General features: G+C 38.7%; 14 protein-coding genes and 2 pseudogenes. 15 read left to right on the forward strand and 1 reads right to left on the reverse strand.

The window, feature by feature from the left end:
- The first annotated feature begins 42 nt into the window (after positions 1-42).
- Together CCK98_RS04605 and CCK98_RS04610 are read left to right on the forward strand one after the other, a co-directional pair.
- A complete protein-coding gene (locus tag CCK98_RS04605) occupies positions 43-1,029 on the forward strand; it encodes an NAD(P)-dependent alcohol dehydrogenase (protein ID WP_088085494.1) in 987 nt (328 codons plus the stop codon).
- A 215-nt stretch (positions 1,030-1,244) separates the two neighbouring features.
- On the forward strand, positions 1,245-2,075 hold the full coding sequence (locus tag CCK98_RS04610; RefSeq protein WP_088085495.1) for a hypothetical protein: 831 nt from the start codon (positions 1,245-1,247) through the stop codon (positions 2,073-2,075).
- Positions 2,076-2,835: 760 nt separating this feature from the next.
- Here CCK98_RS04610 and CCK98_RS04615 read toward each other — a convergent pair.
- The gene (locus CCK98_RS04615; protein WP_088085496.1) at positions 2,836-4,038 is read right to left on the reverse strand and encodes an IS110 family transposase; all 1,203 of its coding nucleotides are present in this window, start codon (positions 4,036-4,038) and stop codon (positions 2,836-2,838) included.
- Positions 4,039-4,362: 324 nt separating this feature from the next.
- On the opposite strand from CCK98_RS04615, the pseudogene CCK98_RS04620 reads away from it, so the two are divergent.
- The 13 genes and pseudogenes from CCK98_RS04620 to eutB (CCK98_RS04680) form a co-directional block, all read left to right on the forward strand.
- A pseudogene (locus CCK98_RS04620) lies at positions 4,363-4,725 on the forward strand (HTH domain-containing protein); the annotation flags it as partial.
- Between the two features lie 112 nt (positions 4,726-4,837).
- The gene (locus CCK98_RS04625) at positions 4,838-5,419 is read left to right on the forward strand and encodes a hypothetical protein (RefSeq protein WP_088085498.1); all 582 of its coding nucleotides are present in this window, start codon (positions 4,838-4,840) and stop codon (positions 5,417-5,419) included.
- A complete protein-coding gene (locus tag CCK98_RS04630) occupies positions 5,420-6,292 on the forward strand; it encodes an FtsK/SpoIIIE domain-containing protein (protein ID WP_088085499.1) in 873 nt (290 codons plus the stop codon). It abuts the gene before it with no gap.
- Complete coding sequence (locus tag CCK98_RS04635) at positions 6,292-6,963, forward strand: replication-relaxation family protein (RefSeq protein WP_256942258.1); 672 nt, start codon at positions 6,292-6,294, stop codon at positions 6,961-6,963. The genes CCK98_RS04630 and CCK98_RS04635 overlap by 1 nt, the downstream gene beginning before the upstream one ends.
- Positions 6,964-7,207: 244 nt before the next feature.
- Positions 7,208-7,476, forward strand: a pseudogene (locus CCK98_RS04640) (electron transfer flavoprotein subunit alpha/FixB family protein); the annotation flags it as partial.
- 247 nt (positions 7,477-7,723) lie between these two features.
- Positions 7,724-8,728, forward strand: coding sequence for a hydroxyectoine utilization dehydratase EutB (gene eutB, locus CCK98_RS04645; RefSeq protein WP_088085501.1), 1,005 nt, complete (start codon positions 7,724-7,726; stop codon positions 8,726-8,728).
- 5 nt (positions 8,729-8,733) lie between these two features.
- The gene (gene aspA / locus CCK98_RS04650; RefSeq protein ID WP_088085502.1) at positions 8,734-10,170 is read left to right on the forward strand and encodes an aspartate ammonia-lyase; all 1,437 of its coding nucleotides are present in this window, start codon (positions 8,734-8,736) and stop codon (positions 10,168-10,170) included.
- Between the two features lie 102 nt (positions 10,171-10,272).
- Complete coding sequence (gene pdxS / locus CCK98_RS04655; RefSeq protein ID WP_088085503.1) at positions 10,273-11,154, forward strand: pyridoxal 5'-phosphate synthase lyase subunit PdxS; 882 nt, start codon at positions 10,273-10,275, stop codon at positions 11,152-11,154.
- A 280-nt stretch (positions 11,155-11,434) separates the two neighbouring features.
- Positions 11,435-13,153 carry an acetate--CoA ligase gene (gene acsA, locus CCK98_RS04660; RefSeq protein ID WP_088085504.1) on the forward strand — a complete coding sequence of 573 codons (1,719 nt, stop codon included), beginning with the start codon at positions 11,435-11,437 and terminating at the stop codon, positions 13,151-13,153.
- A gap of 819 nt (positions 13,154-13,972) precedes the next feature.
- On the forward strand, positions 13,973-14,155 hold the full coding sequence (locus CCK98_RS34695) for a hypothetical protein (RefSeq protein ID WP_142292125.1): 183 nt from the start codon (positions 13,973-13,975) through the stop codon (positions 14,153-14,155).
- Between the two features lie 38 nt (positions 14,156-14,193).
- On the forward strand, positions 14,194-14,514 hold the full coding sequence (locus CCK98_RS04670) for a hypothetical protein (RefSeq protein WP_142292126.1): 321 nt from the start codon (positions 14,194-14,196) through the stop codon (positions 14,512-14,514).
- Between the two features lie 235 nt (positions 14,515-14,749).
- On the forward strand, positions 14,750-16,444 hold the full coding sequence (locus tag CCK98_RS04675; RefSeq protein WP_088085506.1) for a PucR family transcriptional regulator: 1,695 nt from the start codon (positions 14,750-14,752) through the stop codon (positions 16,442-16,444).
- A gap of 294 nt (positions 16,445-16,738) precedes the next feature.
- Entirely contained in the window at positions 16,739-17,743 is a 1,005-nt protein-coding gene (gene eutB, locus CCK98_RS04680) for a hydroxyectoine utilization dehydratase EutB (RefSeq protein ID WP_088085507.1), read from the forward strand.
- Positions 17,744-17,748: the final 5 nt, after the last annotated feature.

The following is a 17,748-nucleotide window of genomic DNA, read 5'->3' on the forward strand; positions in this document are numbered from 1 at the left end:
CTTCGTAGATATTAATGAATATAACGAATTGGAGGAGAATAAATGCGCGGAATTGAGTACACAAAATACGGCCCCCCCGACGTTCTTCAACTGAAAGAGATAGAAAAACCTTCTCCTAAGGAAAATGAAATCCTGGTAAAAATAAAAGCGACAACCGTAACAGTAGCAGATATTCGGGCACGGAGTTTTACAGTTCCTCCCGCTTTTTGGCTGCCTGCCCGAATAACACTTGGTTTTAGACAACCCAAAAAAACTACATTGGGGATGGAGTTAGCTGGGGAAATTGAGTCAGTAGGGAAAGGTGTCAAAAGGTTTAAAGAAGGTGATCAGGTTTTTGCTGCTTCTCTATTGGGTTTTGGTGCTTATGCCGAGTATAAGTGTCTGCCTGAAGATGGACCAGTATCTATTAAGCCCTCCAATTTAACATATGAGGAAGCAGCTGCCATTCCGATTGGAGCACGCACTGCATTGTATTTTCTTAGAAAAGCTAATATTCAGAGCGGTCAAAGGGTTCTAGTTTATGGTGCTTCAGGAAGCGTAGGAAGTTATGCAGTTCAGATTGCCAAGTATCTTAGAGCAAATGTTACAGGGGTATGCAGTACCACAAATATAGAATTGGTAAAATCTCTTGGAGCGGATCAGGTAATTGATTACACTGCAGAGGATTTTTCGAGTAAAGGCGAGACTTATGATGTGATCTTTGAAGCGGTTGACAAGAGTTCGTTTTCGGATTGTATGAAATCGCTAAAGAAGGACGGAACCTATATAAATGTCACTGTACCGTTACCAGGTGTTCGAATGCTATGGACTAAATTGACAAGCAGCAAAAAACTAATATTGAGTCAAAACTCACCTGAAACTTCAGAAGCTCTAGATTTTCTTAAAGAACTTGTTGAGACGGGGAAGTTAAAAGTGGTCATTGACAGATCCTATGCGTTTGAAGAGATCATTGAGGCTCATAAATATGTCGAAAAAGGACACAAAAAAGGAAATGTCGTCATAACTGTGGAACCTAAAAACAAAACCTAAAATATGAAGGACTATAACAAGATGATATGTACCAAATAATGTAGTAGTAGGCGGTAATCCCGCAAAAGTAATTAAACAAATAGAATAATAAACTAGGCCTTATTGGTTTAATAAAGAACTTAAGTTGATGAAATTAGAATTATATGGAAAACAGGGAGAAATCCAGGTTACACGTATCTTTCGTTCACCCATAAACTAAATATGGGGTGATGAATGTGTTATTACGAAATCAAATGGACACCACTTCTTATCAACAAAAGTATTTTCGTCCATCATGTTTACCAACTTTAAATTTGAGATTTAATAATGGGGATTTTTTCTTACCATATTATGAAAAAACTCATGACCAAATTCAAGTACCAAAAGAATTAACTAGAACCCCAGAAGATACCCTACTTAATTATTTTAGCGTTTTGCGTGAAGCAGAAAATATGGGAGGGCGAAGTTGCGGTTCGATTGGTAAAGCACGTATTCCATTTCCGCTTGCATACAATTTTTTGTCTAAGAATTATCAAATAAAATTAAGCTATGAAGATTATTTAAATTTATTTGCTGGGGTAGGTCATACGAATTTGATAAAGCTTTGTCAAGTGCCAGATGGAAAACGGGGAATAAGGTTTTTTTATGAAATCGAAACGATAGAGGGGTTTGGGGGCAAGAGGGCTGAGTATTTTGGCTATTCATATGGATTTATCCAGCTTATTCACGAAGAAGGAGGTTATCGAATATCAGATTTGCAACAGCATCCGGAGGACTTTCTATGCGCACCATATCATGGATGGAGTCATGATGGGGAATCAGTAATAGATGTGAAATATGGAAATTGGTGCAAGTTAATTCAGGTAATATACCCAACTATAAAAAGTGGATATGTTAAAAATATTTGTTTTCACGGTAAGGATGGTGCTGATCATTGTTTAATGTTTATTACATTAGCAAATGGAACTGACATCGAAATTGCTCAATTTCGCAAAGTGGGCATTGAAAAGTGGAAACAGATAAAAATGATGCCCGAAGAAGAGTGTTTAACAGAAAAAGGGGACTGATAAGTTATATACTTTTTGAAATCGGTGCGCTTGTATATCAAAGAAAAAGGCTGTTGCGACAGCCTTTTTCTTATTCTATTAAAGGTTGCAGGTTAATGAAAGAAGGATATTAAGAAATTGGAGAGGAAAGTAGTTTGGGAGAAAGTTAAATAAAGTTGCAGAACAGATAATTTTTTTTAACTAATGCTATTAAAAACTGGAGGAAAAATTTATTAGTTAACGTAACGCTTGTTATTGTTTGATAAGTAATGAAACTTTTCTTAATTTTAACACGTAGTAAGCGATTGTGGGCATGGAAGCGATCATGCTAGCGGTTCAAGCTGTGGTAGCGGATGTTCCTCTAAAGGGAAAATTTAATTTATAAAGCCCGTCCACCGAAAAAAAGAGGGTCGCCGGTCGATAAGAGAGGTTCATAAAGCCTGTCCACAGGAGAAAAGAGGGTCCTCGGTCGATAAGAGAGGTTCATAAAGCTAACCGGGTTCAGTTTCCTATCGCAAAACCCGAAAATGCAATTAAAAATGTAATTAAATTTGTACCGCTTTTTGTATCTGTGTTTGTAATGAAAATAAAATGGCTCAGTTCAATACTGAGCTATTTCTCCTATCCATTTTCGATAGCTTCTTCAACTAAACCAGCTAATAGGAGTCAATAGTTTTTTATTAAAAATAAGAATCCGTCGTGATATACTATAAAACGACACGCCAAATAACCCTCCATCTATTATTTGGAAGGTTTTTCTTTAGCTGTGTTTTCTTGTGGATTAAGCCAAATCTAGGAATTGCTCATTACTTTTTAGTATTGCATAAATCCAGTGTAATAGTTTATTTAAACCAGCTATCATAGCCACTTTTGAAGGCTTTCCTTCATTTCTTTTTCGGTCATAATACTCTTTCAGCTTTTTGTTTCTTGAGCTTCTAATTCCACAAAGAACAGCCATATACAAAGCGTGTCTTAAGCGGCTTGAACCTCGTATGGTAATATGATTAATTGTTGCGGTAAATTTACCTGATGAATGGACACTTGGATCTATTCCAGCATATGCCACAAGTTTTTTAAGGTGATTAAACCGATCAATTTCACCGATTTCGGAAATAATCGTTGCAGCGATTTTTTCTCCTATTCCGGGAATTGATTGGATAATCTTACATTCTTCAATTTCTTCAGCCAGGTCATCTATCTGCGTCTCCAAGTTGGATAGGTGGTCCTGGTATTGAAGCAGCATAGTAATATACATATCCAAACTAAACAATTGGCTTTCATACACGCCTTGATGGAAGGGATTCCGCTCTGCCGACTCTAACAATTTAACTGCTTTTTCCCTTATCCAACTTCGAGATCGTTTAGTATTCATTTCCTCCATTCGATCTATAATCTCAGCAATCCCTGTTAAAAGTACATCTTCCGATGTTGGAAATTCCTTTAATAGTTTTAGAGAAACCTTCGAAAATAAATCTCCAAATACTCCTCTATATTCAGGAAATACCTGATCAAGTATAGTGTGGAACTGAAGTTTTGTCTGAACATAAAGATTCGTTACTGTTTCGTATTGTCTGGATAATGTTCGCAGGTTTAAGAATCTTTCCCCTCTTTTCTTGTACGGTTCAAATTCTACCTTGTAATAAAGAATACAAAGGTGATGGGCATCGACTGCATCAGTCTTTACCTTTCTAAGGCTAGTTTTTTTAGCCTGATATGAAATTATTGGATTAACTAGGATATATAAATACTGATTTTCCTCCAAGCATTGAATAATCGGAGTATGGTAGTGTCCAGTGGACTCAAGAATGACTGCTGGTTTTATCCCAGATTTCCTCTTTAATTCTTTTAGAAATGAAATGAAAGAATCTAATCCTTCCTTTGTATGACTAACACTAAAACTCTTTCCAAACGGTTTATCTTTGTCTAAAAAGGCTTGAGCTTCACTTTCCCCTTTGGCTACATCCAGGCCAACGACTGGATTCATTATTTATCTCTCCCTCAATTGTAGTCACCAGTAACCCCTATTCCTTCTTGTAGTTCCATAGCTTCGCTTGTTATACGAGATCAAATGTCCCAACCAGCCTCAAACATCATTCTACAAGTAGGGGGCGAACAGTTTAGTTGACGAGATCAATCTCCCAAGCACCCGTACGTTCTACCCTGGCTACTGAAATAATATGTCCTATATAAAAAAGGTCAACCAGTAAAATAAACTGTACCTGATAGAGTAGACACTTAAAAAAGGTCTGCCCTATCGGGTACTTTTATGTATAATGAATAAAAAATGTAAGAATCGGAGAATAATCCTATGTCAAAAAAACTCTTCACTGATAAAGAAAAAAAGATCCTTTCTAATAATCCTTATGTCAAATCTGTAAGTACAAAAGGAATTACCTACACTGATGAATTTAAAAGGATTTTTATATCTGAAAGTGTGAATGGAAAATTACCACGGCAGATTTTTGAGGAGAATGGTTTTGATGTTGATATCATTGGTATCGTTAGGGTACAAAGAGCAGCTTATAGATGGCGTGTAGCTTATAATGAATCGGGAGTATTGGGACTTCGAGATACACGTAAAGATCATTCTGGGAGACCGACTAAAAGAGAGCTTAGTTTAGAAGAAACGAATGCAAAATTAGAAGCTCAAATTCAATTGTTGCGGGCTGAGCGTTCTCAACCGGCTGGATGAATTTTTTGGCGACGACAATCTGTTTGATATTTTCGGTCAGCCTCCGATACCGGAATTGAATTTTGAAAAATGGATGGAAGAAGGAAAGGTTGTGATTATCCGGGTTCCAAACAGAAAATTATCCGAGATTGCCGTCAAGACGTTGATGCACTGGATCACACTGAAGACATTCATGACCTGCCAGCTAATGGAAAAGGAAAGTCGAGGAGCAGGTACGTTTATTGTCTTTAATGAGCCTCATCAGTACATGACTAAGGGTTTAGAGAAGCTGATGAAGAGAATCGCCCTGGAGGGACGGAAAGAGCGCCTAGGAAGCCTATTTGCCTTTCATCACATTGGACTACTACCAGATAATTTAGTCGAAGATTTGCAGGCAGGAGGCGTAAATTGGTTCTTATTTTCAAATGATTACAAAAAGGTATTTGAAATGAAAAGAGCAGAGCTCGATCCTAACTTTACTGTAGAAGAATCTATAAATATCCCAGCCTTTCATGCGATTAATATTTTAAATTTTGGAGGAAGAAGGCAACATGCTTTTCTTGTTCGAATGCTCCCACCAACAACGGACCGTTATCAGCCGTATGATAATTCATTCCTGACAAAACGGCATGCGCAAATGTATGGTCGACATTGGAGAGAAGTTGAAAAAATGACTTCTAAAGAAATTGGGTAAATAAAACGCCTTAATGGCGTTTTATGCTATTTTGCCCCCACATTTACGCGTCGGAAATGGAATTCAACCACCATTTATCTCCCACATGACGGTTGGATTATTTATGATGCTATCACGGAGCCTAATGCTTTAATTAGTGGAGAACCGGGAAGTGGGAAATCTACACAGCTACGGTCTATCATAACCACGCTTATAAAATATAAATCTCCTGAAGACCTACATTTTTACCTTGGAGACTTAAAAATGTCAGAGTTTCACTTGTTTAAAGGCGTCCAACACGTTAAAGGAGTGGCTATATTCCCTGATGAATTAAAAAAAATGCTGATACACGTTTATAAAGAAATGCTGAAACGGAGCCGTTTATTGAACACTACAGGCGTTATGCATGTTGACCAGCTGCCAAAGAATAAGAAAGTTCCTTATATTCTGCTGGCCATCGATGAGATTGTAATGGTGATGGAAGACAAGGATATTAAAAAGATGTTAGTACAAATCGATTCGTTAGGTAGAGCTCTTGGAATCTATAACATTTTATCCTTACAACGTCCCTCTCACGACATACTTGATACAAAAGTCCGGTCTTTGCTAACTGTGAGAATGGGTTTCCGTACTGTCGATCTAGCAAACGCCAAAATTATAGGTACTCCACGGAGCGAAAAGATAAGTATAGAAACTCCCGGAAGGATTTTCTTGAAAAGAGATAAGATAATGGAGGTTCAAGCCCCGTATTTAACCGATAAGGAAGCTGAAAAACTATTAGTGGGGTATAAGTCTGCCGAATGGAAAAATCTCTTTATAGGCTGTTCTGAACCTTGTAACGATGAGAAAAAAGATTTAAGGGAAGAAGATGTTTTTAACGAGGTGTTAAAGTGATGTTAACTGCAAGAGATAAGGCTATTATGGAGGATTTAAACAAGTTTCGTGTGATGGACCGTGATTCTATAGCCGAATTGCATTTTAAAGCCTTAAAGAATCCTAAATACGTAGCAAATAATATCTTACTAAGGCTGCATCGGGAAGGATATATTCAACGTTCTACCGCATTCGTGCCATATGTTTATTTTGGACCAGAAGTGAGTATGAAGAAAAAAAGTGCCAAAATCGGTCATTTTCTAGCCATCTTAGAAGTTTACAAGGAGATGAAACGCTTAGGTGAACTGGATACGTTTCTAGTAGAGCCAAAGTACGGGGACAAAGGCACCGCTGAGCCTGATGTGTTTTGTATCTATAGGAGAACACCATTCTTTGTCGAGGTGCAGAAGAGTATTTATTCTGAAAAGCAAATGAAGGATAAAATGGACCGATATTTAGACTTATTCAATAGCAGGATTATCGAAAATGAACCTTGGCAACCAGTAGATAAAAAAGTATTCCCGCACGTTCTCATCCTATCAGATCAGCTTTATGCCGTCGATGAATCATATCCCTTCAGAGTGATGCAAGCACCGTCTTTTAGTGATTTTTTACAAACGTTAAAGGTCAAAGTTACACCCAAAAAGCAAGAACCTACCCTCATTAAATCGAATTTAAAAATGAAAAGCTGAAAGTAGTGAAAGCATGGTTATCAAGAAAAAATCTGAAATTGAGGGATTTTTAGACCATTTTCAAGCTTTTTCAGAGTGGGACGGAACAAAGCATTACCTTACCTTCAAAGATGGGAAAAAGCAACGAATCGTTATAATATCGAAGCTGTAGAAAATCAAGCATCTGGTGAAACAATTAAACTTCTGCCAGAGATCAAAGATTTGCGCACAGTGGTTAGAGAGGTTGTGAAAAAAGCTTCGCGAAGCATCACGTGCTGCTTGTGATGCAGAATATTGTGATTACTCTTTTCAAATTTGGCAAACTGGGAAAGTTGTAACACCGGATTTATAGCCATTCAGCATTTAGCATGAATGTCCAGCTCTAAGGTAAGCGTAGCAATCAATAAAGATCCAGAAGCGAATATCTTTCACATTGCAGATTATGGCAATGTCGGGGATTTATTTGAGGTAGTTCCATTATTAATGGAAGAATTTAAGAAAATAATTGCTGAAAATCAAGCGGTCACAAAATAAGTTTTAGAGTATTTAATATATAGGCGACAGAGTTTAAGTTGGCTTCGGTTTTTGGCTGGAGTCATCTTTTTTTACCTAATAATCTGGTTTTAACATCCATTACAATAAATAAAAAATATAATATATATAAAATTGTATGAAAAGAGACGCTGCTTATCATCAGTTTTGACAATTGATATCCCTGATAGAAGGGCTTAATATTTATACTATAAAAAAATAAAGTAACAGATGAGGAGGGGAGAATTCCATGACTTTTACAAAACTTACAAAAGAGATGAAACTCCGTGACGTATGGGAAGGGAGAAAACGGATTAGTCCAATCATCAATCGGACGCCAGTCATTCAATCTTCTATTTTATCAGAAAAAATCGGCCGTAATGTCTATTTAAAACTAGAAAATGTCCATGAGGTTGGAGCATTTAAAGTAAGGGGAGCGGCCAATAAAATCTTAAGCTTGAGTGAAGAAGAAAGAAAACGAGGAGTCGCAACGTACTCAACGGGAAATCATGGCATGGCAGTCGCCTATGTAGCGAAAAAACTTGGAATTGACGCGGTTGTATGTATTTCAAATCGGGTTCCAAAAGCAAAAGTGGATTCATTGAAAAGGCTTGGGGCTCAAATTGAGATCGTCGGTGATAGCCAGGATGCCGCAGGCGTGCGCTGTTATGAGCTTGAAAAAGAGAAAGGATTAACAGTGATTGAGCCATTTGATGATCCCCATATTATTGCCGGACAAGGAACGATTGGATTGGAATTGCTGGAGGATCTTCCTCATTTAACAGATGTGGTTGTTCCACTTTCAGGCGGGGGACTGCTTTCTGGAATCGGTTTGGCATTGAAATCCAATGATCGTGATTTAAAAATAACTGGGGTTTCTATGGAAAACTCAGCGGTCATGTATGAAAGTATAAAAGCTGGTAAACCAGTCATGCTAGAGGAAAGCGAGACTCTAGCTGATAGTTTACTAGGCGGAATTGGACTTGATAATCAATACACCTTTCAAATGGTACAGAAATATATGGATGATGTGGTACTCATTCCTGAAAAAGAAATTGCTTATAGTATGGCCTTTATGATGGACAAACACCGAATGATTATGGAGGGGGCTGCAGCGACTGGGATTGCAGCCGTTTTAGGGAGCAAAATCCCGCATCAAGAGGGTGATATTGCTGTTATTATCAGCGGACAGAATGTTGACCTTTCCGTACTGCTTACGTTAATTCAAAATTACACGTTTGAAAACAGAGGGTGAAAATTATGTCAAATGGTATCGGTATTAGCAATGTAAGGATTGAAAGCGATTTCCTTGGACCAAAGGAAGTCCCAAAGGAAGCCTATTATGGTATTCAAACATTACGGGCCGTAGAGAACTTCCCTATTACAGGCTATCGAATTCATGAAGATTTAATTAAAGCTCTAGCGATGGTAAAAAAGGCTGCAGCACTCGCGAATATGGACGTGAAAAGTTTATATGAAGGACTTGGGGATCCAATCGTAAAAGCAGCAGACGAAATCATTGAAGGAAAATGGCATGAATTTTTTATCGTTGACCCTATTCAAGGCGGAGCCGGTACATCCATGAATATGAATGTAAATGAGGTCATTGCCAATCGGGCTCTTGAACTACTTGGCAAAGAAAAAGGGGACTATAAACAACTTAGTCCTAATAGCCATGTCAATATGTCACAATCAACCAACGATGTTTTTCCAACTGCGATCCATCTTGCAACCCTCAGCCTGCTGGAAAAATTAGTACAGACAATGCAGCATATGCATGCTGTCTTTAAGAAAAAAGCGCAGCAGTTCGATCATGTGATAAAAATGGGAAGAACCCATCTTCAAGATGCCGTTCCGATTCGACTTGGTCAAGAATTTGAAGCCTATAGCCGAGTAGTTGAACGTGATATGAAGAGAATTCAACATTCACGGCAGCATTTATACGAAGTGAATATGGGGGCAACAGCTGTCGGAACGGGACTCAATGCGGACCCTCGCTATATTAAACAAGTGGTCGGCCATCTGGCTGATATTAGCGGTCTCCCGCTTACAGGGGCAGAACATCTAGTGGATGCTACGCAAAATACAGATGCTTATACTGAAGTTTCAGCTGCACTGAAAGTATGCATGATGAACATGTCGAAAATAGCAAATGATATTCGGATTATGGCATCAGGGCCGAGAGCAGGTCTGGGTGAGCTTATTTTGCCAGCACGGCAGCCTGGCTCTTCAATCATGCCAGGTAAAGTAAATCCTGTTATGCCTGAACTGATTAATCAAGTTGCCTTTCAAGTAATTGGAAATGATCATACCATTTGCTTAGCCTCTGAAGCCGGCCAGCTTGAATTGAATGTAATGGAACCTGTTCTTGTATTTAACCTGCTTCAATCAATTAGCATCATGAACAATGCCTTTCAGGTTTTTACAAATTACTGCCTGGCAGGGATTGAAGCAAATGAAGAACGGTTGAAGAAATATGTAGAAAAAAGTGTAGGAATGATTACAGCCGTCAATCCGCATATTGGGTATGAAGAGGCAGCACGGATTGCAAGGGAAGCAATCGTAAAAGGCAAATCAGTTCGTGAACTATGCCTTCTATACGATGTGTTAACAGAGGAAGAATTAGATCTGATTTTAAACCCTTATGAAATGACCGAACCAGGAATAGCTGGTGCCTCTCTTCTTGATAGAGATTGAAGAAAAGGAGAAGTTTAACTACTCCTGATTTTTAGTAGTTTTGTATAAAAAAGAGTTACAGAAACAATGAACAACCATAAACCAGCAAGGGAGACATGAATAATGGAAACAGGTTCAGATGTAGTAAAAAGAGGGATGGCGGAAATGCAAAAAGGCGGCGTGATTATGGACGTTGTCAATGCTGAACAAGCAAAAATCGCAGAAGAAGCGGGTGCAGTAGCAGTCATGGCACTTGAACGGGTACCATCAGATATCCGGGCAGCTGGCGGAGTTGCACGTATGGCGGAGCCAACGATAGTGGAACAAGTCATGAATGCTGTATCCATTCCGGTTATGGCAAAAGCAAGAATTGGACATATTGTTGAGGCGCGTGTATTGGAAGCACTTGGAGTCGACTATATTGACGAAAGTGAAGTCTTAACACCTGCTGATGAAGAATATCATCTTGATAAACGAAAATTCGTGGTGCCATTTGTATGCGGTGCCCGAAATCTTGGAGAAGCATTAAGAAGAGTTGGTGAAGGAGCATCAATGATTCGAACAAAAGGGGAGCCTGGAACAGGAAATGTTGTCGAAGCTGTTCGCCATATGCGCCTTATTCAAGCTCAAATTCGCCAAGTGGCCAATATGAATCACGATGAGTTAATGACTAAAGCGAAAGATTTGCAGGCGCCATTTGAACTTTTACTGCAAATAAGAGAAACAGGACGTCTGCCTGTCGTAAACTTTGCAGCTGGCGGAGTCGCAACTCCAGCTGATGCAGCCTTGATGATGGAGCTGGGTTCTGACGGTGTGTTTGTTGGATCTGGAATCTTTAAATCAGCAAACCCTGAAAAATTTGCGAAAGCAATCGTGGAAGCAACTACTCATTACCAGGATTATGAACTTATTGCTCATCTTTCAAAAGGACTTGGAACACCAATGAAGGGGATTGAAATCTCTACCTTAGATGCTACACAACGGATGCAGGAGCGGGGATGGTAATCTAAAGTGATAGACCGCCATAATAATCCTTCCCTATGTTTTAATAAAATATTTCACGGCTGACTCCTTTAATAATTTTAGTATATATATGAAGCTGTAGATTGTTCAATTTCAATGATAAGGCGAAGTGGTTCATTGAGGAACTAAATATTATTGAAGGAACCGTATAGGGACTAGTCCGTTGGACAGCTAATGAGGCGTAGGATAGTAGCTGACGATCCGTACAAACGTGAAATTGTTTTGTGGAATATCAGTTAAATTAGGCAGAGGGGGAGATTAAATGAAAGTGGAAGCTTTACCAGTTGTGAAAGGGGAGCATAACCTCCGTAATTATGAAGAAACCTATAAAAATTTTGAATGGAAAGAAACTGGAAAAGAATTTACGTGGAGTCTTACTGGCCGTGTGAATATGGCCTACGAGGCGATTGACCGCCATGTGGAAACCTATCGGAAAAATAAAATCGCTCTCTATTATCGTGATGATACTAGAAATGAAAAGTATACCTTTAAGGAATTGAAGGAGCTTTCCAATAAGGCAGGAAATGTTTTAAAAAATTACGGGGATGTTGAAAAAGGCGACCGCGTCTTTATCTTTATGCCGCGTTCTCCAGAGCTTTACTTTTCTGTTTTGGGAGCCATTAAGTTAGGTGCGATTGTCGGTCCTTTATTCGAAGCTTTTATGGAAGGAGCCGTCAGGGACCGCCTGCAGGACAGTGAAGCGAAAGTGCTTGTTACAACGCCGGAATTGTTAAATCGGGTGCCGGTTCAGGATCTGCCTGCATTGAAGCATATTTTCTTGGTCGGGAAAAATATTGTGGAAGATGGTCCATACATTGACTTTTTGGGGAAATTGGCCGGCGCCAGCAAAGAACTTGAAATTGAATGGGTAGATCGGAGAGATGGCTTAATCCTTCACTATACATCCGGTTCTACTGGAAAACCTAAAGGGGTCTTGCATGTGCATAATGCAATGCTTCAACATTACCAGACTGCCAAATGGGTACTGGATTTAAAAGAAGCCGATATCTACTGGTGTACAGCAGATCCCGGCTGGGTTACAGGTACAACGTATGGCATTTTTGGCCCATGGTTAACGGGAACGTCCAATGTGATTGTCGGCGGACGGTTTACTCCTGAAGCGTGGTATAAAACGATTGAAGACTTCGGTGTTACTGTATGGTACAGCGCTCCAACAGCTTTCCGTATGTTAATGGGGGCCGGTGATGAGCTGGTTAAGAAATTCAATTTAAGCAGCCTGCGGCATATTTTAAGCGTTGGTGAGCCTCTGAATCCGGAAGTTGTAAAATGGGGGGCAAAAGTATTTAACAGCCGCATTCATGATAACTGGTGGATGACGGAAACCGGCGCCCAGTTAATCAGCAACTATCCTTGCATGGAGATTAAGCCTGGTTCGATGGGTAAACCAATTCCGGGTATTGTCGCGGCGATTGTCGATAACCAGGGAAATGAGCTTCCTCCATACCGGATGGGCAACCTGGCGATTAAAAAGGGCTGGCCTTCCATGATGCATACAATTTGGAATAATCCGGAGAAATATGAATCCTATTTTCTCCCGGGGGACTGGTATGTTTCCGGGGACTCAGCTTACATGGATGAAGACGGCTATTTCTGGTTCCAGGGACGCGTTGATGATGTTATTAATACATCCGGCGAACGTGTAGGACCATTTGAGGTGGAAAGCAAGCTTGTTGAGCATCCGGCAGTTGCGGAAGCAGGTGTAATCGGAAAACCAGATCCGGTCCGCGGTGAAATAATTAAAGCATTCATCGCCTTAAAAGACGGGTTCGTGCCATCAGAGGAACTGAAAGAAGAAATCAGGCTGTTCGTGAAAAAAGGCCTCGCCGCCCATGCCGCACCTAGGGAAATCGAATTCCGGGACAAGCTGCCAAAAACCCGAAGCGGCAAAATTATGAGACGTGTCTTAAAGGCTTGGGAACTTGACCTGCCGACAGGCGACCTTTCAACGATGGAAGATTAATATAAAAAAGGGGCTGTCCAAAAAGTAGGATAACTGACTTTTTGTAACGGGTTCCGTTGAGAAGTAGAAGTGGGTCCTCTTCACGAAAGAAGAGGGCTCGTTTTTTAATTATCAAACCTTTTATCACAATGAAAAATTTCCTCAAATAAGGGGATTTAATATAAACTTATAAATAACTTGTTTAAATCGCCAATAAAATCTTGACAACAATTAAAGGGTATTTTTTTATTCAGTTAAACTTATTAAGTTAAACGTAATAAAAAGTGGAGGAAATTTTTTATGAGACATAATGAATTAGGGCGTTTTTCTGATGCATCATTTCTTATCCTTTCGAGTCTAGCAAATGGACCGAAACATGGATACGCTATATTTGTGAAATAAAGAAAATAGGAAAACCACCTATTAAAATTGCTAAAAATGAGATAAATCCAACAATAAAAATGGCATTATAAAGAATTCCAAACTCAGGATGAATTTTGTCTATCACTTGAAAATTAGGAATTGGGTCATTGAGCCGTTGAAGCAAACTCCAACCGACACCATATAGTTAGACGAGCATTCAGAAATGGAAAGCAAGATGTGTTACGTCCATTTTGGGTAGCTCTTTCATGCCTACTTTTATTTGCTCTTTCTACAACAATCCTTGTGATTTGGCATCCGCACGCTCATATTTATGCCATTTTGATTGGGTATCTTATACTTTCGGGTCTCCTACTAGTTGTGGGCACTTTTTCGGTTTAACCTGAGTTTCAATTATCTGAACTAAAATTCGTATATATCCCTGAAATCATCATTTTGTTTGGAATGGTAGTATCAGTAGTGCTGTCAACCATCTTAATCGTCAGGATTACTGTTCATGCACCACAATTATTTATCACACAAGATGTAAGTAGCTCAATGTTTATCACTAGAATCATTTTAATGTCACTAGGTACAATCTTTGCTTCGATGGGACTTAAACGTGGAACAATCAAAGGAATTGACCAGTTAACACAAGCGTAACTTCGTTAAAAAAAACATTTTTCATTAAGAGAGGTTATATGATGAAACACACTTTGACTAAACTGCCGACTCGTTACTGGTCCACGATACTTCTCGCTCTGGTTACTGCTTTTATTTTTGGTCGACTTAATTATGGAACACTTTTGCTGAATGCGGTGCCCTGGGGTATTCTAGTCCTTCTTGTGACAACCTGGCTTGGGACAGGCAAAGGCGTTGCATTACGGTTAGGAGCTGTCTTTGGTTTCCTCGTGTCCTATGCATACTTGTGGATTAACAACCAGAATATACACTCCGTTACCCAGGTTCTAATTCTTTTACCCAATTTACTAAATAATATTATTTTGGTATATAATATGTAAAGGCTTTCACCTCTTTTAATGGACCCATTAGACAATACACTGGTGTTTTTTATAAATACTGACTACCATAATGGGAGAAGAACCTTGAAATTTTTTAAAAAGCCTGGGAAGTATCACATTCAACTTTCACAGGCTTTCAGTCCTCCTTTTTAACAGATACATCTGGAAAATCTAATCAATAAGTAACATCGCTGCAATTTTACTGGTAATTGGTTTGAGTAGTTAGGAGGTTTCTATGAGTTTACAGGTATATGACATCTTACAATTAGAGATTATGAGGGACGCGAAGGTGGTCGCTGGGGAAAATTTAATTAAGGAAAAAGAAGTTCAATGGGTTTCAGCAATGGAAATGCCGGTAGAAAGCTTTGTCCGCAAGAATGAATTTGTTTTAACTACCGCGATTGGCTGCGGCCATAACCTTAAGGAATTTGAAAAATTTGTTCAGGATGTCATTGATTCAGAGGCATCAGCTTTGGCCGTGGCTTTAGGGCGATACATTTGCTATATTCCAACAGAAGTTATCGAAAAGGCGAATAATAATAAACTTATTCTTATTGAAATTCCGTGGGAATTACGTTTTTCAGAAATCATTGAAGAGGTAATGTTAGAAATAAATGATGTCAATTATAAAGAAAGCAGGAGATCCGAAAAAGTCCAGCAGGAGCTTTTAAATTTAATTCTTAAAGAAACAGAGCTTACTTGTATAGCGAATTATTTATATCAGCATGTCGGATACCCCGTTATTATTACCGACCAGATTGGAACCATTCAAGCTCAAAGTAAAGAGATCCCTAATTTTCTTGATAATTGGCGAGAATATGCTGTGAAAGGAATCATACCAGCACGAAAACCGGTGTCACCATCTTCACATGACCCGATGATTCAAAAAATACAAACGATTGAAATTGAAGATTACTGCATATTGCAGCTTCCTGTTATTCAAGTCTCAGGAAATACACAAGATTTTTTATTTGTCATCCTTCCCTCTGATATCGCGCTGGATAAGTTTCTAACCCAGTATACAGTTAATGTATTAGAGCATGCTGTGACAACAATCGCTCTATGGTTTTCAAGGAAAAATGCCGTTGAAGAAGAAAAATCTATCCTCCACGATTCTTTTATTAAAGAAATTATTAGTGGAGAATTTAAATCTTGGGATTTGGCCAATTCAAGAGCTGAAATTGTTGGCTATAATCTTAAACTGCCTTATATTTGTATCGTTGGGTCACCAGAAAATTTAAAAAAGCTTTTTAAACAAAGAAAATTAGATGAAGCATCTTATCAGCTATGGTCTGAAAGCATGATTCATTATATAAAAGAAGAAATTTACTATGCAGCACAATCATTAAAAAAAGAAGTCATGATTACTTATCAGGAAGAAAAATTTCTAGTTTTTCTAGAAGTTTCCCTAGAAAATAAGAAAGAAAGCGTAACAAACTTCTTAGACCTTGTCGACCGCCGACTGCGGAGTTTACTTCCGAATGTCGTCATTTCTTGGGGGATTGGCAATTATAATGAAGATGTTTTAGGCTTTAAGGAAAGCTATCAAAATGCAAACATTGCTTTAAATATCAGCAGAAATAAAAAAGGGATTGGGAATCGGGTCATGTATGAAAATACGCGCATTGACCGCTTGCTTTTAAATCTCTTCCAAAACCAAGAAATGAAAGAAATCATTACGTCAACAGTTGAACCATTAGTAGAATATAATAAACAGCGGAACCTCGATTTAATCGGTACGATTAGTACGTATACTCATTATCAAGGTAATGTAAGTAAGACAGCTAAAGCTTTATTCTTGCATCGGCAATCCTTACTTTACCGCTTAAGAAAAATTGAAGAAGTAACCGGGCTTTCACTTGTTGATCCGGATGATTTGTTTTTATTAGATTTAAGTATTAAAACTTGGAAAATGGGATTTAATAGCTAATAATTTAAGTTATCAGATAGAAAAGAAAACCTATTTTTAAAATAGAAAGTAGCCAGCTAAAGAGGTGCAGTTCTTCTCATAGTTGGCTTTTTTATTAAGCCAGCTATATTTTAGAAACTGTTTAGCTCTAGGGCTTTGCTAGTTTTCAACTAGAATGGATAGAGATATTCAACCATAAAATTGTATGAAAAGTAACTAGAATTATAGTCAGTTTTGACAATTGATATCACTTTTAGAAGGACTTAGTATTTATTTTATAAATACATAAAAGTAACACGAGGAGGGGAGAATTCGATGACTTCTACAAAACTGACAAAAGAAATGAACATCCGTGACGTTTGGAAAGCAAGAAAACGGATTAGTCCGATCATCAATCGGACGCCAGTTATTCAATCTACTATTTTATCAGAGAAAATTGGCCGTAATGTCTATTTAAAACTAGAAAATGTCCATGAGGTTGGAGCATTTAAAGTAAGGGGAGCGGCCAATAAAATCTTAAGCTTGAGTGAAGAAGAAAGAAAACGAGGAGTTGCAACATACTCAACGGGAAATCATGGTATGGCGGTTGCGTATGTTGCCAAAAAGCTTGGAATTGATGCAGTTGTATGTATTTCAAATCGGGTGCCAAAAGCAAAGGTGGACTCATTAAAAAGGCTTGGGGCTCAAATTGAGATCGTCGGTGATAGCCAGGATGCCGCTGGTGTGCGCTGTTATGAGCTTGAAAAAGAGAAGGGATTAACCGTGATCGAGCCATTTGATGATCCCCATGTTATTGCCGGACAAGGAACCATCGGGTTGGAATTTCTAGAGGATCTTCCACAATTAATAGATGTGATTGTTCCGCTTTCAGGCGGCGGACTACTTTCTGGAATTGGTTTGGCATTGAAATCCAATGATTGTGATATAAGAGTAACCGGGGTTTCAATGGAAAAATCCGCCGTCATGTATGAAAGTTTAAAAGCTGGCAAACCAGTCATGCTAGAGGAAAGCGAGACTCTAGCTGATAGTTTACTAGGCGGAATTGGACTTGATAATCAATACACCTTTCAAATGGTACAGCAATATATGGATGATGTGGTACTCATTCCTGAAAAAGAAATTGCTTATAGTATGGCCTTTATGATGGACAAACACCGAATGATTATGGAGGGGGCCGCAGCGACTGGGATTGCAGCCGTTTTAGGGAGCAAAATCCCGCATCAAGAGGGTGATATTGCTGTTATTATCAGCGGACAGAATGTTGACCTTTCCGTACTGCTTACGTTAATTCAAAATTACACGTTTGAAAACAGAGGGTGAAAATT

Source organism: Bacillus sp. OV166 (assembly GCF_900177675.1).
GTDB lineage: Bacteria > Bacillota > Bacilli > Bacillales > Cytobacillaceae > Neobacillus.

What these genes read in the sequence shown, in the direction of transcription:
- CCK98_RS04605 (WP_088085494.1), top strand. Translation starts at nt 43, where the DNA reads ATGCGCGGAATTGAGTACACAAAATACGGCCCCCCCGACGTTCTTCAA.
- CCK98_RS04615 (WP_088085496.1), bottom strand. Translation starts at nt 4,038, where the DNA reads ATGAATCCAGTCGTTGGCCTGGATGTAGCCAAAGGGGAAAGTGAAGCT.
- CCK98_RS04635 (WP_256942258.1), top strand. Translation starts at nt 6,292, where the DNA reads ATGTTAACTGCAAGAGATAAGGCTATTATGGAGGATTTAAACAAGTTT.
- eutB (WP_088085501.1), top strand. Translation starts at nt 7,724, where the DNA reads ATGACTTTTACAAAACTTACAAAAGAGATGAAACTCCGTGACGTATGG.
- aspA (WP_088085502.1), top strand. Translation starts at nt 8,734, where the DNA reads ATGTCAAATGGTATCGGTATTAGCAATGTAAGGATTGAAAGCGATTTC.
- pdxS (WP_088085503.1), top strand. Translation starts at nt 10,273, where the DNA reads ATGGAAACAGGTTCAGATGTAGTAAAAAGAGGGATGGCGGAAATGCAA.
- acsA (WP_088085504.1), top strand. Translation starts at nt 11,435, where the DNA reads ATGAAAGTGGAAGCTTTACCAGTTGTGAAAGGGGAGCATAACCTCCGT.
- CCK98_RS04670 (WP_142292126.1), top strand. Translation starts at nt 14,194, where the DNA reads ATGATGAAACACACTTTGACTAAACTGCCGACTCGTTACTGGTCCACG.
- CCK98_RS04675 (WP_088085506.1), top strand. Translation starts at nt 14,750, where the DNA reads ATGAGTTTACAGGTATATGACATCTTACAATTAGAGATTATGAGGGAC.
- eutB (WP_088085507.1), top strand. Translation starts at nt 16,739, where the DNA reads ATGACTTCTACAAAACTGACAAAAGAAATGAACATCCGTGACGTTTGG.